We start from the raw sequence: 23,325 nt of genomic DNA on the forward strand, positions 1-23,325 counted from the left end.
GCGCGACGCTATCGCAGGCGTCTGCTACTCGCTGAGCGGGGTGAGGACGAGCTTGTCCTCGTTGATCTCGTGGAGGGCCACCGAGAGCGGCTTGTCGTCGATCGTCGAGTCGACGAGCGGGCCGACGTTGTCGAAGAGCGAGCCCTCGTGCAGGTCGGCGTAGTAGTCGTTGATCTGGCGCGCGCGCTTGGCGGCGAAGATGACGAGCTGGTACTTCGAGTCGACCTTCGACAGCAGCTCGTCGATGGGCGGGTCGATGATGCCCTTGTTGTCAGCCATTCGGGCTCTCCTCACGATCGCGTGCGCGCGGACGGGGTTCCGGGCACTGCCAGCAATTCTACGACCTCCTGCGCCGCCCGGCCGACGTCGTGGTTGACGATCTTCACGTCGAACTCGTCCTGGGCCGCCAGTTCGACCTTCGCGGTCTCGAGTCGTCGAGCCTGCTCGGCCGCCGACTCCGTGCCGCGGCCCGTGAGGCGGCGCACGAGCTCCTCCCACGTCGGGGGCAGGAGGAACACGAGGAGGGCCTCCGGCATCGCCTTCTTGACGGCACGGGCGCCCTGCAGGTCGATCTCGAGGAGGACGCTGCGGCCGGTCGCGAGAGCCGCGTCGATCGGCGGGCGCGGGGTGCCGTAGCGCGACGCGTTGTGCACGGTCGCGTACTCGAGGAACTCGCCCTGCTCGATCATGCGGTCGAAGGTCTCGTCGTCGACGAAGTAGTAGTGGCGTCCGTCGACCTCTCCCGGGCGCGGCGGGCGCGTCGTCGCGGACACGCTCAGGAGCACCTCGGGGTAGTTCTCGCGGATGTAGCTCGACACGGTGCCCTTGCCGACCGCGGTGGGCCCGGCGAGCACGACGAGGCGGCTGCGCACGTGGGGGCCCCCCTCGCGTGACTCGAGCCAGGCACGGAGCTTCTCGCGCTGACGCGCGCCGAGGCCCCCCACGCGCTTCGCGTCGGCGATGCCGAGCTCGTCCATGGCGCGGGCGACGCGCGTGGGACCCATGCCGGGGATGCTCTGCAGGAGCTCCCGCACGCGGAGCGTGCCCTCGGGCGTGGACGCGTCGCCCCACGCGGTCTCGGCCACGTCGAGCGCACGCCGTTCGCGGCGATGCACCGCGTCCTTCACGGCGGCGCGGGCGCGTCGCGCCGCGATCGCGGCACGACCGGCAGCCGCGCGGTCGACCTCGGGCATCCTCACCTCGGCCACGATGCCACCTCCTGGGCGGCAGCGGCGACGGCGGCGGCGACCCCGTCGGGGCCCGCGCTCAGCACCGAGCGCGACACGTTGGGCAGCACCTGGCCGAGCACGGCGCCGAACAGTCGCGGCGCATCCGCGAGCTCCGCGCCCTGGGCGCCGAACCCGGGCGCGAGGATGGGCGCGCGCGTCAGCAGGGCGTCGTCGAGGCCGACGGCGTGGCGGTCGATCGTGGCGCCGACCACGAGCCCGATCGAGCCGAGGCCCGCGCCCGCGCCGTTGATGGCCCGGGCGTGCCGCGCGACGAGCCCGGCGACCGTCTCGCCGCGGAGGGCCGCGAGATCGGAGACGAGCGCGCTCTGCAGCGTGTACGCCTCCGGGTTGCTGGTCGCCGCGAGCAGGAAGAGCCCCTTGCCCACCTCACGGGCGCGTGCGGCGGTGTCGACGAGCGACTCCGGTCCGAGGTACGAGCTCACCGTGAGGGCGTCCGCCTCGAGCGGCGAGCCGGGGGTGAGCCAGGCCCCGGCGTAGCCGTCCATGGTCGAGCCGATGTCGCCGCGCTTGGCGTCCGCGATCACGAGCAGCCCGGCCGCGCGCGCCGCGCCGAGCACCTCCTCGAGGGCCGCGAAGCCGGCGGAGCCGAAGCGCTCGAAGAACGCGACCTGCGGCTTGACGACGCCCACGCGGCCGACGACCGCCTCGACGACCCGCAGCCCGAACTCGCGCGCGCCCGCCGCGGAGTCCGCGAGACCCCAGGAGGTGAGCAGGCGCGCGTGCGGGTCGATGCCGACGCACAGCGGGCCGCGGTCATCGACCACGGCGCCGAGGCGCTCCCCGAACGACGTCATCCGGCCGCCTGCACGCGAGCCGCGCGATCGGCGGCGTAGTCCTGCAGGCTGCGCACGCGCACGGGCGCGTTGCGCGCCTCGAGCGAGCCGACGGCCGCCCCGAGCTGCGCGATGGTCGTGAAGAGCGGCTTGTCGGCCGCGACCGTCGCGGTGCGGATCTCGACTCCGTCGGCGCGCGCGCTGCGGCCGCTCGGCGTGTTGATGACGATGTCGATCGCGCCCGTGTTGATGAGGTCGACGATCGTGCCCTCGACACCGCCCTGACCCATCGAGAACTTGCGCACCGTCGTGGCCCGGATGCCGTTGCGGGCGAGCACCTCGGCAGTGCCCTCCGTCGCGACGATGTCGAACCCGAGCTGCTGGAGGCGCAGGACGGGCAGCACGACGGCGCGCTTGTCGCGGTCGGCGACCGACACGAAGACGGTGCCCGAGTCGGGCAGCCCGCCGTACGCGGCGTCCTGGCTCTTCGCGAACGCGCGCGGGAAGTCCGCGTCGATGCCCATGACCTCGCCCGTGGAGCGCATCTCCGGGCCGAGCACGGAGTCGACGACGTGGCCGTCGCGCGTGCGGAACCGCTTGAACGGCAGCACCGCCTCCTTGACCGAGACCGGCGAGTCGAGCGGCACACGCGATCCGTCCTCGGCGGGCAGCAGGCCCTCCTCGACGAGCTGGGCGATCGTGCGCCCCGCCATGAGGAGGGATGCGGCCTTCGCGAGCGGGATGCCGAGCGCCTTCGAGACGAACGGCACCGTGCGGCTCGCACGCGGGTTCGCCTCGAGCACGTAGAGCACTCCCGCGCCGATCGCGAACTGCACGTTGAGCAGGCCGTTGACGCCGATGCCCTCGGCGATCTTGCGCGTCGCCTCCACGACCCGGTCGAGCACGTCGCGGCCGAGCGTCACGGGAGGCAGGGTGCACGCGGAGTCGCCCGAGTGGACCCCGGCCTCCTCGATGTGCTCCATGATGCCGCCGACGTAGAGCTGCTCGCCGTCGAAGAGGGCGTCGACGTCGATCTCGAGCGCGTCGTCGAGGAAGCGGTCGACGAGGAGCGGCGATCCGGGGCCGATGATGGCCTGATCGCGCACGCGGTCGAAGTAGTCCTCGAGGCTCGGGGTGTCGTAGACGATCTCCATCCCGCGGCCGCCGAGCACGAAGCTCGGGCGCACGAGCACGGGGTAGCCGATCGCCTCCGCCACCGCGACGGCGCTCGGCGCGTCCGTCGCCGTGCCGTTGCGCGGGGCGACGAGGCCCGCGGCGTCGAGGATGCCCGAGAAGAGGCCGCGCTCCTCCGCGAGGTCGATCGCGGACGGGCTCGTACCGAGGATCGGCACGCCCGCCGCCTCGAGCCCCTTCGCGAGGCCGAGAGCGGTCTGTCCGCCGAGCTGCACGATGACCCCGACGAGCTCGCCCGAGAGCGACTCCGCGTGGATGACCTCGAGCACGTCCTCGAGCGTGAGCGGCTCGAAGTAGAGCCGGTCGCTCGTGTCGTAATCGGTCGAGACCGTCTCGGGGTTGCAGTTGATCATGATCGTCTCGAAGCCCGCGTCGTGCAGCGCGAAGCTCGCGTGCACGCACGAGTAGTCGAACTCGACGCCCTGCCCGATGCGGTTGGGGCCGGAGCCGAGGATGACGACCTTGCGCTTGTCGCTCGGCGCGACCTCCGTCTCGAGGTCGTAGCTCGAGTAGTGGTACGGCGTGAGCGCCGGGAACTCCCCCGCGCACGTGTCGACCGTCTTGTAGACGGGGCGCACGCCGAGCTGCCAGCGGATGTTGCGCACCTCGGCCTCGGTGAGGCCGCGCAACTGCGCGATCTGCGCATCCGAGAACCCGTGGTCCTTCGCGAGGCGGAACAGCGCCTCGTCGAGCGGGCGGAGGCTCGCGATCTCGTCGGCGACCTCGTTGATGAGCACGATCTGGTCGATGAACCAGGGGTCGATGCCCGTGGCCTCGAAGACCTCCTCGACGCTCGCGCCCGCGCGCAGCGCCTGCTGCACCGTGACGATGCGGCCGTCGGTCGGGGTCTTCGCGATCTCAAGCAGCTCGCCCTTCGGCGCGATGTGCGCGTCCCAGTGGAAGCTCGACCCGCGCTTCTCGAGCGAGCGGAGCGCCTTCTGCAGTGCCGTCGAGTAGTTGCGGCCGATCGCCATCGCCTCGCCGACCGACTTCATGGTCGTCGTGAGCGTCGCATCCGCCGAGGGGAACTTCTCGAACGCGAAGCGCGGCACCTTCACGACGATGTAGTCGAGCGTGGGCTCGAACGACGCGGGGGTGACCTTCGTGATGTCGTTCGGGATCTCGTCGAGGCGGTAGCCGATCGCGAGCTTCGCCGCGATCTTCGCGATCGGGAAGCCCGTGGCCTTGGAGGCGAGCGCCGAGGAGCGCGAGACGCGCGGGTTCATCTCGATCACGATGACGCGGCCCGTCGAGGGCTCGACGGCGAACTGGATGTTGCAGCCGCCCGTGTCGACACCCACCGCGCGGATGATGTCGATGCCGATGTCGCGCAGGCGCTGATACTCGCGGTCGGTGAGGGTGAGCGCCGGGGCGACCGTGATCGAGTCGCCCGTGTGCACGCCGACCGGGTCGACGTTCTCGATCGAGCAGACGACGACCGTGTTGTCGGCCGTGTCGCGCATGAGCTCGAGCTCGTACTCCTTCCAGCCGAGGATCGACTCCTCGAGGAGCACCTCGGTCGTGGGCGACTGGTGCAGACCGTCGCCGACCATGCGCACGAGCTCCTCGCGATCGTGCGCGAAGCCCGAGCCGAGGCCGCCCATCGTGAACGAGGGGCGCACGACGAGCGGGTAGCCGAGGTCGTCGGCCGCCGTGATCGCCTCGTCGACCGTGTGCACGATGTACGAGCGCGCGACGTCGGCGCCCGCCTCGATCACGAGATCCTTGAACTGCTGGCGGTCCTCGCCCTTCTTGATGGCCTCGACCTTCGCGCCGATGAGCTCGACGCCGTACTTGTCGAGGATGCCGGCCTCGTCGAGCGCGATGGCCGCGTTGAGCGCCGTCTGGCCGCCGAGGGTCGGGAGCACCGCATCCGGGCGCTCCTTCTCGATGATGGCCTCGAGGTGCTCGTTCGTGATGGGCTCGATGTAGGTCGCGTCGGCGAAGTCGGGGTCGGTCATGATCGTGGCCGGGTTGGGGTTCACGAGGATGACGCGCACCCCCTCGGCGCGCAGCACGCGGCACGCCTGGGTGCCGGAGTAGTCGAACTCGGCGGCCTGTCCGATGACGATCGGGCCGGAGCCGATCACGAGGACGCTCTGGATGTCGGGGCGCTTGGGCATCAGTTGCTCTCGTTCTCGGCGGTCGCGGATCTCGACACGCCCGTCTCCGACGGGCTACTCGATCTGCGGGCCTGGTGTGTACGCACCAGGTCCGCAAACCGGTCGAAGAGGTAGTTGGCGTCGTGCGGGCCGGCGGCCGCCTCGGGGTGGTACTGCACCGAGAACGCGGGGATGTCGAGCGCCCGGAGGCCCTCGACGACGTTGTCGTTGAGTCCGACGTGGCTCACCTCGAGTCGGCCGTAGCCGTTGGGGCTCTCGATGACGCCCTCGAGCGGCGCGTCGACGGCGAATCCGTGGTTGTGGGCCGTGATCTCGACGCGACCGGTCTCCTTGTCGAGCACCGGCTGGTTGATGCCGCGGTGCCCGTACGGGAGCTTGTAGGTGCCGAGTCCGAGCGCACGCCCGAGCAGCTGGTTGCCGAAGCAGATGCCGAAGAACGGCAGCTCCTGGTCGAGCACGCCGCGCAGCAGCTGCACATGATCGTCGGATGCGGCGGGGTCGCCGGGGCCGTTCGAGTAGAAGACCGCGACGGGCTCGATCGCGAGCAGCTGCTCGAGGGTGACGTCCTGCGGGAGCACGTGCACCTCGAAGCCGCGGTCGGCGAGGTTGTCGATCGTGGCCTGCTTGACGCCGAGGTCGAGCACCGCGAGGGCGCCCAGGCGCTCGCCGCGCGCGGGGGTGACCGTCACCTCGGCGACCGAGACGGCCGCCGAGAGGTTCTGGCCCGCCATCTGGGCGCCGGAGCGCACGATCTCGAGCTGCTGCTCGGGGGCGAGGGCGGCATCCGCACCGGAGAAGATGCCGGCGCGCATGGAGCCCGTGTCGCGCAGGCGGCGCGTGACGGCGCGCGTGTCGATGCCGCTGATGCCGACCACCTCGTTGCGCGCGAGGTCGTCGGCGAGGCTGCCGTTCGCGCGGAAGTTGGAGACGACGCGCGAGGGGTCGCGCACCACGTAGCCCGAGACCCAGATGCGACGCGACTCGGGGTCCTCGTCGTTGACGCCCGTGTTGCCGATGTGGGGCGCCGTCATGACGACGATCTGGCCGGCGTAGCTCGGGTCGGTGAGGGTCTCCTGGTAGCCGGTCATGCCGGTCGCGAAGACGGCCTCGCCGAGGGTGCGGCCGCGGGCACCGTAGGCGCGTCCCGTGTACCGGGTGCCGTCCTCGAGGACGAGGACCGCGGGGTCGGTGTCGATCATTCGGAGGCCTCTCCGTCGGGGGTCGATGTGGTCGTTGCGGCGCTCTCGGCCTTCGCGGCCGCGGCGGCCGTGGGCGAGAGCTCGGTGAGGGCGTCGAGGAGCTCCTGGGAGCGCTCGGAGCGCAGGTAGGTGTCGACGGCCTGGCCGCCGAGCTCCCAGCGCAGGAAGACGAGCCCGCCGTCCTCGACGCCGCGGTCGATCGTCCAGGTCGCGAGGCCGACGCCGCGGATGTCGGCGACGGGGATGAAGGCGGGGCGCGAGCCGCGCAGGTCGAGCACGAGGCCGTTCGCGGCGATGCGCACCTCGCCCTTCGCGCGGAAGGCGAGGCCCTCGACGACGACGCGCTCGAGCGGCTGCTCGGCGAGCGTCGTCGCGACGTAGAGCACGCTCTCGCGCGCGAGCTCCTCGCCGATCTCGGCGGGCGGGACGGCGACGACGTCGAGCGCAGTCTGGCGTCGCCGGCGGTTGCGCCAGCCGAGCGCCATGAACACGAAGGCGATGACGAGCAGCGCGAGCACGGCGAGGGCCGGGATCAGACGCTCATCCATGGGAGACCTCCTCTGAGGGACGGAGCTCGCCGTCGAGCACGGTGGCGGCGCCCGCGTGGATCGTGGCGATCACGCGGCCGGGGAGCTCGCGGCCGAAGTAGGGCGAGTTGACGCCCTTGCCGCGAAGCGATGCGGGGCCGAACACGCTGCGCGCGGACGGGTCGACGAGGGTGAGGTGCGCGGGGCTGCCGATCTCGAAGGGCGCGTCGTAGCCCTCGAGGCGGCCGATCTCGGCGGGCACACGCGACAGGACGCGGGCGACGTCCGCCCAGCCGAGCAGACCCGTGTCGACCATCGCGGCCTGCACGATCGAGAGCGCGCTCTCGAGGCCCACCATGCCGAAGGACGCCTCCTGCCAGGCGCACTCCTTCGTCTCGATGGGGTGCGGGGCGTGGTCGGTCGCGACGATGTCGATCGTGCCGTCGGCGAGGGCGGCGCGCAGAGCGTGCACGTCCTCGTCGCGGCGCAGCGGCGGGTTGACCTTGAAGCGCGCGTCGTAGCGCGGCAGGTAGGGGTCGGCGGCGTCGGCGACGAGCTGCTCCGTCAGCAGCAGGTGGTGCGGCGTCACCTCGGCGGTCACGCGGATGCCGCGCGCCTTCGCCCAGCGCACGACCTCGACGCTGCCCGCCGTCGACAGGTGGCAGATGTGCAGGCGGGCGCCCACGGCATCCGCGAGCAGCACGTCGCGCGCGATGATCGACTCCTCGGCGACCGCGGGCCAGCCGGCGAGCCCGAGCTCGGAGCTCAGCGCGCCCTCGTTCATCTGGGCGCCCTCGGTGAGGCGCGGGTCCTGCGCGTGCTGCGCGATGACGCCGTCGAAGGTCGCGACGTACTCGAGCGCGCGGCGCATGAGGAGCGAGTCGGCGACGCACTTGCCGTCGTCGCTGAAGACGCGCACGGCGGCGCGCGAGCGTGCCATGGCGCCGATCTCGGAGAGCCGCTCCCCCGCGAGGCCGACCGTGACCGCGCCGATGGGGCGCACGGTCGCGTATCCGTGCTGCGCGCCGAGCGAGGCGACCTGCTCGACGACGCCCGCCGTGTCCTGCACGGGCGAGGTGTTCGCCATCGCGTGCACGGCCGTGAAGCCGCCCGCGGCGGCGGCGCGCGTGCCGGTCAGCACGGTCTCGCTCGCCTCGAAGCCGGGCTCGCGCAGGTGGGTGTGGAGGTCGACGAGACCGGGGAGCGCCACGAGGCCGTCCGCATCCACGACCGTCGCGCCCTGCTTCGTGAGGCCGTCACCGCGCTCGGCGACGACTCCCCCGTCGATCAGGAGGTCGGTGCGCGTGCCGTCGGGCAGCTGGGCACCGCGGATGAGCAGCGTCGTCATGCCGCGGCCTCCCGCGGATCCGAGCCTGAGAGCACGAGGTAGAGCACCGCCATCCGTATCGACACCCCGTTCGCGACCTGGTCGAGGATGACCGACCGGGGCGAGTCGGCGGCTCGCGCCGAGATCTCGAGCCCGCGGTTCATGGGTCCGGGGTGCATGACAATCGTATCGGCCGGAAGACGTTCCAGCCGGTCGTCGCCGAGACCCCACGCGTTGGAGTACTCGCGCTCGTGCGGGAAGTACGCCGCGTGCATGCGCTCCTGCTGCACGCGCAGCATCATGAGCGCGTCGGGGGCTGCGGCGATCGCCTCGTCGAGGTCGGTGCCCGTCGTCACGGGCCACGTCTCGACGCCGACCGGGAGGAGCGTCCGCGGCGCGACGAGGCGCACGCTCGCGCCGAGGGTCGCGAGCAGCCACACGTTCGAGCGGGCGACGCGCGAGTGCAGCACATCGCCCACGATCGTGACGCTCACCCCGTCGAGGTCGCGCCCGCGCGAGGCGTTGCCGTGCAGGCTCTTGCGCAGCGTGAAGGCGTCGAGGAGCGCCTGCGTGGGGTGCTGGTGGGTGCCGTCGCCCGCGTTGACGACGGCGGCGTCGATCCAGTCGGATGCCGCGAGCACCTCGGCGGCGCCGGATGCGGAGTGCCGCAGCACGACCGCGTCGACGCCCATCGCCGCGATCGTCTGCGTCGTGTCTTTGAGGCTCTCGCCCTTCGAGACGCTCGATCCTTTCGCGGAGAAGGTCACGACATCCGCCGAGAGCCGCTTGGCGGCCGTCTCGAAGCTCAGGCGCGTGCGGGTCGAATCCTCGAAGAAGACGTTCGCGACCGTGCGCCCGCGCAGCGTGGGGAGCTTGGGCACGGCGCGGGTCGCGACCTCGCGCATGTCCTCGGCGACGTCGAGGATCGCGATCGCCTCCTCACGCGCGAGGGTCTCGGTCGTCAGCAGGTGCCTCATGCGCGATCCTCCCCCTCGGGCCCCTCGATCGCGACGGCGTCCTCGCCGTCGACCTCGTCGAGGCGCACGTAGATGCGCTCGGCGACAGCCGTGGGCAGGTTCTTGCCGACGAAGTCGGCGCGGATGGGCAGCTCGCGGTGACCCCGGTCGACGAGCACCGCGAGGCGCACGGCACGGGGGCGGCCGAGGTCGCCGATGGCGTCGAGGGCCGCGCGGATGGTGCGCCCGGAGTAGAGCACGTCGTCGACGAGCACGACCGTCTTGCCGTCGATACCGCCCGCGGGGAGCTTCGTCGGCCGCGGCGTGCGCGTGGGGTGCCGGTCGAGGTCGTCGCGGTACATCGTGACGTCGAGGGAGCCGACGACTCCCGACCCCGGCTCGAAGCGCTCGAGGTTCGCCGCGATCCGCTCGGCGAGCACGACGCCGCGCGTCGGGATGCCGAGGAGGACGAGATCGGAGCCGCCGCGATTGGATTCGAGGATCTCATGCGAGATGCGCGTCAGAGCGCGCGCGATGTCAGCCTGCTGCAGCACGACACGTGCCGGCATCCTGACCTCCTTCCCCGCCTCACGGGACGGAACTTAAAGGTGGTCGTGGTGCGCCCCGGCGGGGCGTCCTCACTCAGGTTACCGGATGCGGCGCGGCGTCCCGAGCGCGTCCCGCTCCGAGTCCCGCGCACGTGCCCGGCAGGAAAGGGCGCGGGACCCTGGGGGCCCGGGTCGCGGGACGGCGAATGTGGAATCACCAACCACCTCCACACCCCACGGAAGCGAATCATGACCACCACCTCCACCCCCACCCTGTCCACCCCGACCCACTCCACCGCCACCCAGCCGCCGGCGCTGCAGCCGCCGGCCGAGCGCCCGGCACACTCGACCGTGCCCGCGCGCCCGGCGCCCGGCATCCGCGCGGTCTTCGCCTGGGTCTCGCGCACCGAGCAGGCCGTGCTCGACGTGCTCGCGCGCTACGGCATCCTGGCCCTGCGTCTCTCGCTCGCCTTCGTCTACGTCGCGTTCGGCGCGCTCAAGATCGTGGGTCTCAGCCCCGTCGCCGAGCTCGTCGCCTCGATGGTGCCGTTCCTGCCGGCCGACCAGGCCGTCATCGCGATGGGTGTCTTCGAGGTCGTCGTCGGCGCGCTGCTCGCCGCGGGCGTCTTCGTGCCCTGGGTCGCGGCCGCACAGGTCGTGCACCTGCTCGGCACGTTCCTCGTGTTCCTCGTCTACCCCGCTCTGACCTACAGCGACGGCAACCCGCTCGCCCTCACGGTCGTCGGCGAGTTCATCGCGAAGAACGTCGTGCTCATCGCGGGCCTCTTCGTGGTCGCGGCCTTCAGCCGCCGCCGCGTGCGCGACTGACCTCCGCGACAGCAGAAGGCCGGGACGACACCACGGGGTCGTCCCGGCCTTCGCCTACGTCGGTGCGGGTCAGCATCCCGCGCGGGTCACCGTGCGCGGATCAGCCCCAGCGCCTGAGGAGCCAGCGCTCGAGCAGGCCGATGAGCGCGTCCGTCGTCTTGCCGAGCACCGCGAGCACGATGATCGCGAGGAAGATGCGGTCGACGCGGCCGTTGTTGCCGGAGTCCATGAGCAGGAAGCCGAGACCCATCGAGCTGGCGAGCAGCTCGGCCGCCACGAGGAAGAGCCACGACTGCGCGAGAGCGAGCCGCAGGCCGCTCACGAGCGCGGGGATGACGGCGGGCAGCTGCACGGTCGTGAGGAGCGAGAGCTTTCCGAGGCCGTAGGCCCGGCCGAGCTCGACGAGGTGCGGGTCGACGTGCCGCAGAGCGATCGACAGCGTCGTGAGCACGGGGAAGGCCGCGCCGATCGTGATGAGGATGACCTTCGACGGCTCGAAGATGCCGACGTAGAGCACCAGAAGCGGCACCCACGCGAGCGACGGGACGGCGCGGAGCGCGCCGATCGTCGGCGAGAGCAGGATGCTCGCGGTGCGCGAGAGGCCGATGAGCGAGCCGATGACGATGCCGATGAGCGAGCCCAAGGCGAAACCCTGAAGCACCCGCTGCGTCGAGATCGCGACGTCGCGCCACAGCTGGCCCGAGGAGGCGAGCTCCCCCGCCGCGTTCACGACGTCGGCGGGCGACGGCAGGCGGTACGACGGGATGTCGGTGAACTCCGTCGCCGCCCACCAGAGCGCGAGCACCGCGAGCGGGATGAGCGCGCCGCCCACGACGGGCCACCAGCGCCGTTCCCGGCGAGGCCGGCGTCGGTCGGCGAGGCCCGGCCCCGCCGCGGAGTAGCCGTAGACGCCCACCTGCTGGTACGCCGATCCGGCGGCCCCCTCTGCAGGGGCCGCCGTCTCGGTCGTCTTGGTCGCGCTCATCGCGTGATGTCCGTTCTCCCGACGCCTCAGAGGGCGCTCGGGTCGGCCGCCTTCGCGAACTTCGGCTCGAGGAGCGACGCGAGGGCGTCGTCGATCGCGTCCTGGTTCGCGACGTCACCCGACTCGACGAACACCGGTCCGATGATCGCGAGCACGTCGAGCTGGGCCTGGCCGGGAATCGGGTCGACCTCGAGGTTGGTGCGGTCGGCGATGACGGCCGTCGCGATCGCGATGTCGATGCCCGCGACCTCCGCGAGGATCTCGGCGGTCTCCTCGGGGTTCTCGACGGCCCAGGCGCGCGCCTTCTCGTAGGCGTTCACGACGAGCTGCGCGAGGTCCGCGTGGTTCGTGATGAAGTCCTCGGTCGCGTTGAGGAAGCCGTAGCTGTTGAAGTCGATGTTGTCGTAGATGATCTTCGACGCGCCGTTCGCGACGCTCGTCGAGAGCAGCGGGTCGAGGCCCGACCACGCGTCGACGGCGCCGGCCTCGATCGCGGCCTTGCCGTCCGCGTGCTGCAGGTTCTCGACGACGACGTCGTCGAGCGTCAGGCCGTGCTCCTCGAGCGTCTGCAGGAGGAAGAAATAGGGGTCGGTGCCCTTGGTCGCCGCGATGTGCTTGCCCTTGAGCTCCTCGACCGAGGAGATCGACGAGCCGGCGGGCACGAGGATCGCGGCCCAGTTGGGCTGGCTGTAGATGTCGATGACCTGGATGGGCGAGCCGTTCGAGCGCGCGAGGAGCGCGGCCGAGCCCGCCGTCGAGCCGACGTCGATCGCGCCGGCGCGGAGGGCCTCGTTGGCCTTGTTCGAGCCCGCCGACTGCACCCAGTTGACGGTGACGTCGTCGCCGAGCGCCTCCTCGAGCCAGCCCTGGTCCTTGATGATGAGGCTCAGCGGGTTGTAGGTCGCGAAGTCGATGTTGAGGGTCGTCCCGCTCCAGCCCTCCTCCGACGGCTTGTCGGCGGCGGCGGGCGTGCCCTCGCCCGAGACGCAGCCCGTCAGGGCGAGCGTCGCGGCGACGGCGGCCGCAGCGGCGGCCAGGATGCTCTTCTTCATGGGGTCCTCTTGCTGTGTGAGTGTGATCGGGTCGCGGGTGGAGCGGATGACGTTCAGGCGCCGGTGCGCTTCGCGCGCTGGGCCTTGATCGCCTTGGTGATGTAGTCCTCGGGGTGGTGGCTCTCGACACCGAGCAGCGACAGCAGCTCGGCGCGCAGCACGGCGAGCTGGGCGTCGCCACGGTCGCGCGGGCGCTTCTTGCCGACCTCGAGCACACGACGGATGGTCGCGCCCGGCGTGACGTCATCCGAGCCGAGCAGCACGATGCGGTCGGCGAGCTGGAGGGCCTCGTCGACGTCGTGCGTCACGAGCACGATCGTCGTGGGCTCGGCCGCGTGCACCTCGAGCAGGAGGTCCTGCATCGTGAGGCGTGTGAGCGCGTCGAGGGCGCCGAAGGGCTCGTCGAGAAGCAGAACGCGCGGGTTGCGCGCGAGGGCGCGTGCGAGCGAGGCGCGCTGGGCCATGCCGCCCGAGATCTGGCGGGGACGCAGGTTCGTCGCGTGGTCGAGCTGCACGAGGCGCAGCAGCTCGGCGACACGCTCTCGCCCCTTCTCCTTCGCGGTGCCGCGGGGAAGGCCGAGCTCGACGTTGCGCGAGATCGTGCGCCACGGCAGCAGCCGCGGCTCCTGGAAGGCGACGGCACACCGCTGGTCGACGACCGCGACGGGCGAGTCGCCGATCGACAGCTGCCCCGCATCCGCCCGGTCGAGACCCGAGATGAGCCGTAGCAGCGTGGACTTGCCGCAGCCCGACGGGCCGAGCAGGGCGACGATCTCGCCGGCACGGATGTCGAGGTCGATGTCGCGCAGGACGACGCGGTCGCCGCCGTCGGGCGCGGGGAAGCGCCGGCCGACGCCCGAGATGCGCACGGGCAGCGCGGGGACGGCGGGAGCTTCGACGACGGTCACGCGCTCGACCGTAGGGAACCGCGGGAAGGCCCCGCAAAGCGGGCTGTCACGGAATGAAACATGACGCCTCGCGGCGTCACACAAGCGTCAGCGGTCGCGCGCGATGGCCGAGAGCACGCCGTTCACGAAGCTCCCGGAGTCGTCGGTCGAGAGCTCGCTCGCGAGCTGTACGGCCTCGGAGATCGCCACGGCATCCGGCACCTCGTCGTTGTGCAGGATCTCCCACACGCCCGCGCGCAGGATCGCGCGGTCGAGCACGGGCATGCGCTCGAGCGTCCAACCGAGGGCGTGCGCCGTGATCGCCTCGTCGATCGACTCGCGGTGCTCGTCGACTCCTTCGACGATCTCGCGGGCGTAGCGCCACGACGCCTCACGGGCGGGCTGGTCGGCGGCGCGGCGCTGCTCCTCGACGAGGGCGTCGGCGATCGAGCGCTGACGGAGGTCGGCGCCGTAGAGCAGGTCGATGGCCCGCTTGCGGGCCTTGGTGCGTGCGCTCACCGGGGGTCAGACGCGGCCGAGGTAGTCGCCCGAGCGGGTGTCCACCTTGACCTTCGTGCCCGTCTCGAGGAAGAGCGGCACCTGGATCTCGTAGCCGGTCTCGAGCGTCGCGGGCTTCGTGCCGGCGCTCGAGCGGTCGCCCTGGAGGCCCGGCTCGGTGTACGTGACCTCGAGCACGACCGAGGCGGGGAGCTCGACGTAGAGGGGCTCGCCCTCGTGGAGCGCGATCTGCACGGCCTGGTTCTCGAGCATGAAGTTGGCGGCGTCGCCGACGATCTCCGGGCTCACCGAGACCTGGTCGTAGTCGGTCTGGTCCATGAAGACGAAGCTCGTGCCGTCGTTGTAGAGGTATTGGAAGTCGCGGCGGTCGACCGTCGCGAAGTCGATCTTCGTGCCCGCGTTGAACGTGCGGTCGACGACCTTGCCCGACATCACGTTCTTGAGCTTCGTGCGCACGAACGCGCCGCCCTTGCCCGGCTTCACGTGCTGGAACTCGACCACGTTCCAGAGCTGTCCGTCGATGCTGAGGACGCTGCCGTTCTTGATGTCGTTCGTCGTGGCCATGCTTGTTCGCTGTTCCGTTTCGTGGGGTCTGAGAGGCGGATGCGCCCGTACGAGTGTAACGACCGCTAGCCGAGGCGGCGCACGGCCTCGAGCGCGAGCACGTAGGAGTCGAAGCCGAACCCGGCGATGACCCCCGACGCGATGCCCGAGATCACGCTGCGGTGGCGGAACTCCTCGCGCGCGTGCGGGTTCGAGATGTGCACCTCGACCAAGGGGATGCCGGCCTTCGTGACGAGCGCCGCCGCATCCCGCAGCGCGTAGCTGTAGTGCGTGAACGCCGCCGGGTTGAGGATGACGGGGGTGCGCTCGTCGACGGCCTCGTGCAGCCAGTGCACGAGCTCGGCCTCGTCGTCGGTCTGACGCAGGTCGACCTCGACGCCCTCGCCCGCCTCCTCGACGAGGAGCACGCGGAGGGCCGAGAGGTCCTGGTCGCCGTAGACGTCGGGCTCGCGGCTGCCGAGGCGGCCGAGATTGGGTCCGTTGAGCACCATGACGCGCGACATGACGACGAGCCTATCCGTGGTGCCGGTCGCCGGTGGTCTCGAGACGCGTCGCTGCGCGGCGCTCCTCGACCATCTGAGGTGCTCAGCTCGCGATCTCTTGGTACGCGGAGAAGAGGAGCGACTCGTCAGGGCCCTGCAGCGTCGTCGGCCGCGCGATGTCGTCGAGCACGATGAAGCGCATGAGCGCGCCGCGCGCCTTCTTGTCACGCCGCATCGTCGCGAGGAGCGTCGGCCAGCGGCCCGCCGGGTAGGTCGTCGGCAGGTCGAGGGAGTCGAGGATGCGGCGGTGCCGGTCGACGGCCTCGTCCGAGAGGTGCCGCGTGAGCCGCGAGAGCTCGGCCGCGAAGACCATGCCGATGGAGATCGCGGCGCCGTGACGCCAGCGGTAGCGCTCCGCGTGCTCGATCGCGTGACCGAGGGTGTGCCCGTAGTTGAGGATCTCGCGCAGGCCCTGCTCGGTGAAGTCCTCCCCCACGACGCGCGCCTTCATGGCGATCGCGAGCTCGACCGTGCGGCGGAACTCGGGCGTCGTCGGGTCGGTCGCACGCTGCGGATCGGCCTCGACGATGTCGAGGATCTCGGGCTCGGCGATGAAGCCCGCCTTCACGACCTCGGCGTAGCCCGCGAGGATCTCGTTGCGGGGCAGCGTGTCGAGCAGCTCGAGGTCGCACAGCACCGCGCGGGGCGCCCAGAACGCCCCGACGAGGTTTTTGCCCTCGGCCGTGTTGATGCCCGTCTTGCCGCCGACCGCGGCGTCGACCATCGCGAGCACGGTCGTCGGCACCTGCACGAGCGCGATGCCGCGCAGCCACGTCGCCGCGACGAAGCCCGCGAGGTCGGTCGTCGCGCCGCCGCCGAGGCCCACGATCGCGTCGCTGCGCGTGAAGTCGGTCTGGCCGAGGATCTGCCACAGGAACGCGGCGACCTCGACGCGCTTGGCGCCCTCGGCATCCGGGATCTCGGCGAGCATCACCTGACGCGTGCCGTCGGCGGCGAGCTGCTCGCGCAGGGCCTCGGCTCGCGCACCGAGGGCGGGCGCGTGCACGATGAGCACCTTCTCGGCGCGCGGCGGCAGCAGCTCGCCGAGGGTGCTCAGGATGCCGCGGCCGACGCGGACCGCGTAGTCCTTCATGCCGTCGGTTCCCGTGACGGGGATGACGGTGGTCTCGCTCATCGGTACTCCAGTCCGTTGCGTCGGATCCAGTCGACGACGTCCTCGGCGATCCTGTCGATCGGCAGGCGCGAGGTGTCGAAGGTGACGCGTGCGAGGCCCTCGTAGACCGAGCGGCGCGCATCGAGGATGCGCTGCCAGTCGCCGACGCCGCCGCGCGCGAGCGGGCGCTTGCCGTCTCCGAGGCGCGACGCCACGGCATCCGCTGAGATCGTCAGGTAGACGACGGGCAGCTCGCGCAGCTCGTCACGGGTCGCCTCGGCGAGCACGGCTCCCCCACCGAGCGAGACGACACCCGAGCCCTGCAGGGCCTCGTGCACGACGTCGCGCTCGAGCGCCCGGAAGTGCGGTTCGCCGTGCGTGTCGAAGATGTCGGCGATCGCGCCGTGCCGCGCGACGATGACCTTGTCGCTGTCGGTGAACGGCACGCCGAGGGCCTTCGCCACCCGCTTGCCGACGCGGGTCTTGCCGGCGCCCATGGGGCCGATGAAGACGGCGAGGGGGCCGCTCATGCGGAGACGGTGCCCGTGCGCAGCGCGTCCGGGATGGCGGCGAGGTAGGCCTCGAGGTTGCGCTTCGTCTCGCCGACCGAGTCGCCGCCGAACTTCTCGAGCACGGAGTTCGCGAGCACGAGCGCGACCATCGCCTCCGCGACGACGCCCGCCGCGGGCACGGCGCACACGTCGGAGCGCTGGTGGTGCGCCTGCGCGGCCTCGCCCGTCGCGACGTCGACTGTGCGGAGGGCGTGCGGAACCGTCGCGATGGGCTTCATGCCCGCGCGCACGCGCAGGATCGTGCCCGTCGACATGCCGCCCTCGGTGCCGCCCGCCTTGTCGGACTCACGACGGATGACGCCGTCGTCCATGACCATCTCGTCGTGCGCCTGCGAGCCCGGGCGGCGCGTCGTCTCGAAGCCGTCGCCGACCTCGACGCCCTTGATCGCCTGGATGCCCATGAGCGCGGCCGCGAGCTGCGCGTCGAGGCGGCGGTCCCAGTGCACGTAGCTCCCGAGCCCCGGGGGCACGCCGTAGGCGAGCACCTCCACGACGCCGCCGAGCGTGTCGCCCTCGTCGTGAGCGCGGTCGATGCGGGCGACCATCGCATCCGAGGTCGCCTTGTCGAAGCAGCGCAGCGGATCGGCGTCGAGCACGTCGACGTCGTCGGGCGTCGGCAGGGCCGAGCCCTCGGGCACGCGCACCGTCTCGATGGAGAGCGTGTGGGAGACGAGACGGATGCCGAGCTCGCCGAGGAAGGCGCGCGCGACCGCGCCGAGGGCGACACGCGCCGCGGTCTCGCGAGCGCTCGCGCGCTCGAGCACGTTGCGCGCCTCGGGGAAGTCGTACTTCTGCATGCCGACGAGGTCGGCGTGGCCGGGGCGCGGGCGCGTGAGGGCGGCGCCTCGGCCCTTCGGGAGCGTCTCGGGGTCGACCGGGGTCGCCGACATGACGTCGACCCAACGCGGCCACTCGGTGTTGCCCACGCGCAGCGCGATGGGGCTGCCCATCGTGCGCCCGAAGCGGATGCCGCCCGAGATCGAGAGCTCGTCCTGCTCGAACTTCATGCGCGCGCCGCGGCCGTAGCCGAGCTTGCGGCGCTGCAGATCGGCCTGGATCTGCTCGGGCGAGATCGGCACGTCGGCCGGCAGCCCCTCGAGGATGGCCACCAGTTCGGGTCCGTGCGACTCACCGGCCGTCAACCAACGCAGCATGCCTCCGATCATCCCACAGCGGCGCGCATGGCCCGGATGACGGCGGCCTCGTCGGCGAGCGGTACCGACGCGTCGCCCGCGACGAAGATGCGGATCTGGTGCACCGCCTGGTGCAGGAGCATCTCGAGGCCGTGCACGACCGTGCCGCCGGCATCCGTCCACGCCGCGGCGAGGGGGGTCGGCCACGGGGCGTAGGCGACGTCGAGGAGCGTCTGTGACCCGCGGAGCGCCGGCAGCGCCACGGTGAACTCCGCCCCGGGCGGGATCGTGCTGACCGCGGCGTCGCTCTCGGCGAGGGCGGCATCCGTCTCGGGTCCGAGCGCGACGACGCGCGACGACGCGAACGTGCCCGAGCCGACGACCTTCGCGACGTCGCGCACGGCGACCGTCACCTCTGCGCCGAGGCTCTCGAGGGCGAGCACGGCGCTCTCGGCCGTCGCTCCCCCGCCGAGCACGGTCGCGCGACGAGCGGATGCCACGCCCGCATCCGCGAGGGCGGCGACGATCCCGTGCACGTCGGTGTTGAACGCCTTCACGGGGCGCCCGTGGTCGAGCAGGATCGTGTTGCCCTGGCGCGTGCGACGCGCGACGTCGTCGACCTCGGGGACGAGCTCGGCGACGCGGCGCTTGAGCGGCATCGTGAGCGACAGCCCGCGCCACTCGGGGGCGAGGCCGGCGAGGAAGCCCTCGAGACCGGCGTCGTCGACCTCGACGCGGTCGTACTCCCAGTCGAGCCCGAGCACCGCGTACGCAGCGCGATGGAGCTGCGGCGACCGGGAGTGCCCGATGGGAGAGCCGAGCACCGCGAGGCGCGTGCGATCAGCCACAGTAGGCGGCGTTCTCGTCGCTCTCCTCGCACCACGCGTACAGCTGCTTCGCCGCGCGGTCGTGCTCCGCGAGCGTGTTGGAGAACACGGTCTCGCCCGTCTTGAGGTTCACCGTCACGAAGTACAGCCACGTGCCGTCGGCAGGGCCCACGGCCGCGTTGACCGCGTCGGCGCCTGGGAGGCCGATGGGCCCGATGGGGAGCCCGGGGTTCGCGTAGGTGTTGTACGGGTTCGACGCGTCGGCGCGCTCCTCGGGCGACGTCCACACGCTCGACATGTCGCCGAGGCCGTAGTGCACGGTCGCGTCCGACTGCAGGAGCATGCCGCGGTCGATGCGGTTCTGGAACACCCGCGCGATCTTCGGCATGTCCTCAAGGTTCGGGCCCGACTCGCGCTGCACGATCGACGCCATCGTGAGTACGGTCAGCCGGTTCTCGGGGGCCACGCCCGCGGCGTCGAGCGTCGCGTACATCTGGTCGACGAGCATCTTGATCGCGCCGTTCGCGGTCACACCGGGGTCGAACGTGTACGTGGCCGGGAACAGCCAGCCCTCGATGCTCGGCGAGTTCGCGGGGATGCCGAACTGCGTGAAGTTCGCGGCCTCGGCCTGCAGCTCCTCGAGCGGGATCTCCGTCGACGCGGCGATGAGCTCGAGCGCCGTCGCGGCGCTCACCCCCTCGGGGATCGTCACGCGGTTGATGATGCGGTTCGCCGGGTCGCGCAGCGCCTCGAGCGCCGCGGCGGCGCTCATCTCCTTCTGCAGCTTGTAGTTGCCCGGCTCGAAGGTGATGCTCGAGTCCTCGAGCAGGAGCGCGTAGAACGCGTCGAAGGTCTTCGTGACGCCCGCGCGCTCGAGCTTCGCGGCGACATCCGACCCGATGTCACCGGGCTCGATGACGATCGTGATCTCCTCGCCGTTGCCCGCGCCCTCGTAGTCGTTGGGCGGGGCGATGCCGAGCACCTCCTGGATCTTCTCGCCGTAGTTGCTCCAGACGTAGACGCCGCCCGCGGTCACGAGACCGAGGATGACGAGCACGGCGATGATCCAGCCCCACGGGCCGCGACCGCGGCGCTTCTTCTTGCGGGGTCGCGCCCCCGCGCCGCCGTCCGAGCCCTCGCGGAGCGCGCGACGCGACAGCGGTGCGGGCTCGCCCGGGTCGGCGACGCTCGTCGCGATCGCCGTCGGGGTCGGGGTCGTCGCCGGGGTCGACGGAGTGAGCGATCCGGGGCCGAAGATGTCGTCCCAGCTCGGTTCAGAGGCCACGTTCAGGGTCCTTCATGCGGGGGACGACGGATCCGGGGGGACGATCCGACATCCGCTCGGAGTCGAGGGCGTTCTGCAGGATGATAACAGCGGCCACCTGGTCCACGACGGAGCGCGAGCCCTTCGTCTTGCGGCCGTTCGCGTGCAGCTGGCGCTGCGCCGACACGGTGCTCATGCGCTCGTCCACGAGGCGCACCGGGGTCTCGGATGCCGCGGCCAGCGCTGCCGCGAACTCGCGCGCATCCGTCGTCGACGGGGTGTCGCCGCCGCTCAACGAGAGGGGCAGCCCGACGACGAGCTCGATCGCGTCGAGCTCGGATGCGTGGGCGAGCACGGCCGCGACCGTGCGGTCGTCGCGCGGCAGCGTCTCGATCGGGGTCGCGATGAGCCCGTCGGGGTCGCAGCGCGAGACGCCGACGCGGGCCCGGCCGACGTCGACGCCGACACGGACGCCTCGACGCATCAGCCGAGGAGCGCCGAGCGGACGCTCTCGAGCGCCGCGGGGAGCGCGGACGCATCCGAGCCGCCGCCCTGCGCCATGTCGTCCTTACCGCCACCCCCGCCGCCGAGCACGGCGGCCGCGCCCTTCGCGAGAGGGCCTGCCTTGACGCCCGCGTCACGGGCGCCCGCCGTCGTCGCGACGATGACCGAGGGCTTGCCCTCGACGCGCGCTGCGAGGGCGACGACAGCCGCCTCCGCCTGCAGGCGCTCGCGCACGGCCGTCACGAGCTTGCGGAGCTCGTCGACCGAGGCGAGCTCGCCGAGATCCTCGATCACCGCGAGCACGTCGCCGACGCGCTTCGCGGCCTGGGCGAGCTCGGGCACGCGGCCCTGCAGCTTGCTCGCCTCGAACGCGGCGATCTTCTTCTCGGCCGCCTTGAGCTGCGACACGAGGTCGGCGATGCGGTCGGGCAGCTGCTCGCGCGGCGTCTTGAGGCTCGACGTGAGCTGGCTCACGATCGCGCGCTCGGCCGCGAGGTCGCGGAAGGCGTCGAGGCCCACGAGCGCCTCCACACGGCGGTTCGCCGAGCCGACGCTCGACTCCGACACGAGGTTGACGAGGCCGACCTCCGCCGAGGTGCGCACGTGAGTACCGGCGCACAGCTCACGCGACCACGGGCCGCCGATGTCGACCATGCGCACGGTGTCGCCGTACTTCTCGCCGAAGAGAGCCATCGCGCCCGCCTTGCGTGCCTCGTCGAGGGGCAGGATGCGCGTCACGACCTCGAGGTTGTCGCGCACCGCGTTGTTGGCGATCTCCTCGATCTCGCTGCGCGTCTCGTGGCTCAGCGCCTGGTTCCAGGAGAAGTCGAGGCGCATGTACCCGGCCTTGTTGAAGGAGCCCGACTGGTGGGCGTCCTGACCGAGAGTCTGGCGGAGCGCCGCGTGGATGAGGTGCGTGGCCGAGTGGGCCTGCGCCGCCGAGTGGCGGTACTCGCGGTCGACGACCGACGTCGCCGGGCGGCCGACGCCGACCTCGCCCGAGCGCACCCGCACGGTGTGGCTCACGAGGCCCTTGACCGGGCGCTGCACGTCGAGCACCTCGAGCTCGAAGCCGTCGCCGACGATGGAGCCCTTGTCGGCCGCCTGGCCGCCGGACTCCGCGTAGAGCGCGGTCTCGGCGAGGATGACCTCGACGGTCTCCCCCGCCCGCGCCGCGGTGACCGAGACGCCGTCCTTGATGAGGCCCAGGATGCGCGACTCGGTCTCGAGGTAGTCGTAGCCCGTGAACACCGTCTCGCCGAGGGCACGCAGCTCGGAGTACACCGAGAGGTCGGCGAGACCGGCCTTCTTCGACTTGGCATCCGCCTTCGCACGTGCCCGCTGCTCCGACATGAGCGCGTCGAACGCCGAACGGTCGACCGAGAGGCCCGCCTCCTCCGCGACCTCGAGCGTGAGGTCGATCGGGAAGCCGAAGGTGTCGTGCAGCAGGAACGCCGTGTCGCCCGAGAGCTTGTCACCGCCCGCCTTCTTCGTGTCCTCGACGGCGACGTCGAGGATCGTGGTCCCGGATGCGAGCGTGCGCAGGAAGGTCTCCTCCTCGCCGAGAGCGAGGCGCGAGGTGCGCTCGTACTCCGCGTCGACCTCCGGATACGCGTCGCGCATCGCGAGGCGCGACGCGTCGAAGAGCTCCGCGAAGCTCGGCGCGTCGACGCCCAGCAGACGCATCGCGCGGACGACGCGACGCAGGAGGCGGCGCAGGATATAGCCGCGGCCCTCGTTCGACGGCGCGACGCCGTCGGTCATGAGCATGAGACTCGAGCGCACGTGGTCGGCGATGACGCGCATCCGCACGTCGTCGTCGTGCTGGGCCCCGTAGCGGCGCCCCGAGAGCTCCGCTGCCATGTCGAGCACCGGGCGCACCTGGTCGATCTCGTACATGTTGTCGACGCCCTGCTTGAGGAACGCCACGCGCTCCATGCCCATGCCGGTGTCGATGTTCTTCTTCGGCAGCTCGCCCGCGATGTCGAAGTCGGTCTTCGAGCGCACCTCCTTGAGGAGGTACTGCATGAAGACGAGATTCCAGATCTCCAGATACCGGGAGTCGTCGACCGCCGGGCCGCCGTCCGCACCGTACTGGGGGCCGCGGTCGAAGTAGATCTCCGAGCACGGTCCGCCGGGGCCCGGCTGGCCCGTGTGCCAGTAGTTGTCCGACTTGCCGAGGCGCTGGATGCGCTCCTCGGGCAGACCGGCGATCCGCTTCCAGAGCTCGATCGCCTCGTCGTCGTCCTCGTAGACCGTCACCCACAGGTCGCGCTCCTCGAAGCCGAGGCCGCCATCCGACTCCGCCGTCGTCAGCAGCTCCCACGCGTAGGAGATCGCCCCCTCCTTGAAGTAGTCGCCGAAGGAGAAGTTGCCGTTCATCTGGAAGAACGTGCCGTGACGGGTGGTCTTGCCGACCTCCTCGATGTCGAGCGTGCGGATGCACTTCTGCACGCTCGTGGCACGGGGGAACGGCGCGGGCACGACACCCGTGAAGTACGGGATGAACGGCACCATGCCGGCCACCGTGAACAGCAGCGTCGGGTCGTCGGTGACGAGGGATGCCGACGGGACGACGGTGTGGCCGCGGTCGCCGAAGAAATTCAGCCAGCGACGTTGGATCTCAGCGGTCTGCAC

The 23,325-nt window shown here is 71.5% G+C and carries 23 protein-coding genes; 1 reads left to right on the forward strand and 22 read right to left on the reverse strand.

Annotation, left to right across the window (positions count from 1 at the left end; all coding sequences use genetic code 11):
• Positions 1-24 precede the first annotated feature (24 nt).
• Genes rpoZ through pyrR form a run of 9 tightly spaced genes read right to left on the reverse strand, consistent with a single transcriptional unit; the run spans position 25 to position 9,918 of the window.
• Complete coding sequence (rpoZ, locus tag H4J02_RS07455; protein ID WP_187674015.1) at positions 25-279, reverse strand: DNA-directed RNA polymerase subunit omega; 255 nt, start codon at positions 277-279, stop codon at positions 25-27.
• Between the two features lie 11 nt (positions 280-290).
• Positions 291-1,193 carry a guanylate kinase gene (gene gmk / locus H4J02_RS07460; RefSeq protein WP_187676480.1) on the reverse strand — a complete coding sequence of 301 codons (903 nt, stop codon included), beginning with the start codon at positions 1,191-1,193 and terminating at the stop codon, positions 291-293.
• Between the two features lie 2 nt (positions 1,194-1,195).
• Entirely contained in the window at positions 1,196-2,044 is an 849-nt protein-coding gene (gene pyrF / locus H4J02_RS07465) for an orotidine-5'-phosphate decarboxylase (protein WP_187674016.1), read from the reverse strand.
• A complete protein-coding gene (gene carB, locus H4J02_RS07470; protein WP_187674017.1) occupies positions 2,041-5,340 on the reverse strand; it encodes a carbamoyl-phosphate synthase large subunit in 3,300 nt (1,099 codons plus the stop codon). Before carB ends, pyrF begins: the two co-directional genes overlap by 4 nt.
• A complete protein-coding gene (carA, locus tag H4J02_RS07475) occupies positions 5,340-6,539 on the reverse strand; it encodes a glutamine-hydrolyzing carbamoyl-phosphate synthase small subunit (protein ID WP_187674018.1) in 1,200 nt (399 codons plus the stop codon). Before carA ends, carB begins: the two co-directional genes overlap by 1 nt.
• The gene (locus H4J02_RS07480) at positions 6,536-7,087 is read right to left on the reverse strand and encodes a hypothetical protein (protein ID WP_187674019.1); all 552 of its coding nucleotides are present in this window, start codon (positions 7,085-7,087) and stop codon (positions 6,536-6,538) included. Before H4J02_RS07480 ends, carA begins: the two co-directional genes overlap by 4 nt.
• On the reverse strand, positions 7,080-8,414 hold the full coding sequence (locus H4J02_RS07485) for a dihydroorotase (protein ID WP_187674020.1): 1,335 nt from the start codon (positions 8,412-8,414) through the stop codon (positions 7,080-7,082). The genes H4J02_RS07480 and H4J02_RS07485 overlap by 8 nt, the downstream gene beginning before the upstream one ends.
• A complete protein-coding gene (locus H4J02_RS07490; protein ID WP_187674021.1) occupies positions 8,411-9,370 on the reverse strand; it encodes an aspartate carbamoyltransferase catalytic subunit in 960 nt (319 codons plus the stop codon). Before H4J02_RS07490 ends, H4J02_RS07485 begins: the two co-directional genes overlap by 4 nt.
• Positions 9,367-9,918: a bifunctional pyr operon transcriptional regulator/uracil phosphoribosyltransferase PyrR gene (gene pyrR / locus H4J02_RS07495; protein ID WP_187674022.1), complete on the reverse strand. Its 552-nt coding sequence runs from the start codon at positions 9,916-9,918 to the stop codon at positions 9,367-9,369. Before pyrR ends, H4J02_RS07490 begins: the two co-directional genes overlap by 4 nt.
• 228 nt (positions 9,919-10,146) lie before the next feature.
• Between pyrR and H4J02_RS07500 the strand changes: the two genes are divergently transcribed.
• Positions 10,147-10,725, forward strand: a complete 579-nt coding sequence (locus H4J02_RS07500; RefSeq protein ID WP_187674023.1) for a DoxX family protein — start codon at positions 10,147-10,149, stop codon at positions 10,723-10,725.
• A 100-nt stretch (positions 10,726-10,825) separates the two neighbouring features.
• On the opposite strand, the gene H4J02_RS07505 is transcribed toward H4J02_RS07500, so the two are convergent.
• The 13 genes from H4J02_RS07505 to alaS form a co-directional block, all read right to left on the reverse strand.
• Complete coding sequence (locus H4J02_RS07505; protein ID WP_187674024.1) at positions 10,826-11,710, reverse strand: ABC transporter permease; 885 nt, start codon at positions 11,708-11,710, stop codon at positions 10,826-10,828.
• 26 nt (positions 11,711-11,736) lie between these two features.
• Positions 11,737-12,762, reverse strand: a complete 1,026-nt coding sequence (locus tag H4J02_RS07510) for an aliphatic sulfonate ABC transporter substrate-binding protein (protein WP_187674025.1) — start codon at positions 12,760-12,762, stop codon at positions 11,737-11,739.
• A 53-nt stretch (positions 12,763-12,815) separates the two neighbouring features.
• Complete coding sequence (locus tag H4J02_RS07515; RefSeq protein ID WP_187674026.1) at positions 12,816-13,670, reverse strand: ABC transporter ATP-binding protein; 855 nt, start codon at positions 13,668-13,670, stop codon at positions 12,816-12,818.
• Between the two features lie 87 nt (positions 13,671-13,757).
• Positions 13,758-14,168, reverse strand: coding sequence for a transcription antitermination factor NusB (gene nusB, locus H4J02_RS07520; RefSeq protein ID WP_187674027.1), 411 nt, complete (start codon positions 14,166-14,168; stop codon positions 13,758-13,760).
• Positions 14,169-14,174: 6 nt separating this feature from the next.
• The gene (gene efp, locus H4J02_RS07525; protein ID WP_187674028.1) at positions 14,175-14,732 is read right to left on the reverse strand and encodes an elongation factor P; all 558 of its coding nucleotides are present in this window, start codon (positions 14,730-14,732) and stop codon (positions 14,175-14,177) included.
• 65 nt (positions 14,733-14,797) lie between these two features.
• On the reverse strand, positions 14,798-15,235 hold the full coding sequence (locus tag H4J02_RS07530) for a type II 3-dehydroquinate dehydratase (RefSeq protein ID WP_187674029.1): 438 nt from the start codon (positions 15,233-15,235) through the stop codon (positions 14,798-14,800).
• An 82-nt stretch (positions 15,236-15,317) separates the two neighbouring features.
• Entirely contained in the window at positions 15,318-16,409 is a 1,092-nt protein-coding gene (aroB, locus tag H4J02_RS07535; RefSeq protein WP_187674030.1) for a 3-dehydroquinate synthase, read from the reverse strand.
• Positions 16,406-16,918 (reverse strand): shikimate kinase, encoded by a 513-nt coding sequence (locus H4J02_RS07540; RefSeq protein ID WP_187674031.1) that lies wholly within the window; start codon positions 16,916-16,918, stop codon positions 16,406-16,408. The genes aroB and H4J02_RS07540 overlap by 4 nt, the downstream gene beginning before the upstream one ends.
• Complete coding sequence (gene aroC / locus H4J02_RS07545) at positions 16,915-18,114, reverse strand: chorismate synthase (protein WP_187674032.1); 1,200 nt, start codon at positions 18,112-18,114, stop codon at positions 16,915-16,917. The genes H4J02_RS07540 and aroC overlap by 4 nt, the downstream gene beginning before the upstream one ends.
• A gap of 8 nt (positions 18,115-18,122) precedes the next feature.
• Positions 18,123-18,941 carry a shikimate dehydrogenase gene (locus H4J02_RS07550; RefSeq protein WP_187674033.1) on the reverse strand — a complete coding sequence of 273 codons (819 nt, stop codon included), beginning with the start codon at positions 18,939-18,941 and terminating at the stop codon, positions 18,123-18,125.
• Positions 18,934-20,205 carry an endolytic transglycosylase MltG gene (gene mltG / locus H4J02_RS07555; RefSeq protein ID WP_262405975.1) on the reverse strand — a complete coding sequence of 424 codons (1,272 nt, stop codon included), beginning with the start codon at positions 20,203-20,205 and terminating at the stop codon, positions 18,934-18,936. Before mltG ends, H4J02_RS07550 begins: the two co-directional genes overlap by 8 nt.
• Complete coding sequence (gene ruvX, locus H4J02_RS07560) at positions 20,195-20,668, reverse strand: Holliday junction resolvase RuvX (protein WP_187674034.1); 474 nt, start codon at positions 20,666-20,668, stop codon at positions 20,195-20,197. Before ruvX ends, mltG begins: the two co-directional genes overlap by 11 nt.
• Positions 20,668-23,325, reverse strand: coding sequence for an alanine--tRNA ligase (gene alaS, locus H4J02_RS07565; RefSeq protein WP_187674035.1), 2,658 nt, complete (start codon positions 23,323-23,325; stop codon positions 20,668-20,670). The genes ruvX and alaS overlap by 1 nt, the downstream gene beginning before the upstream one ends.

Source organism: Protaetiibacter sp. SSC-01 (genome assembly GCF_014483895.1).
In the GTDB taxonomy this organism is placed as follows: Bacteria; Actinomycetota; Actinomycetes; order Actinomycetales; family Microbacteriaceae; genus Homoserinibacter.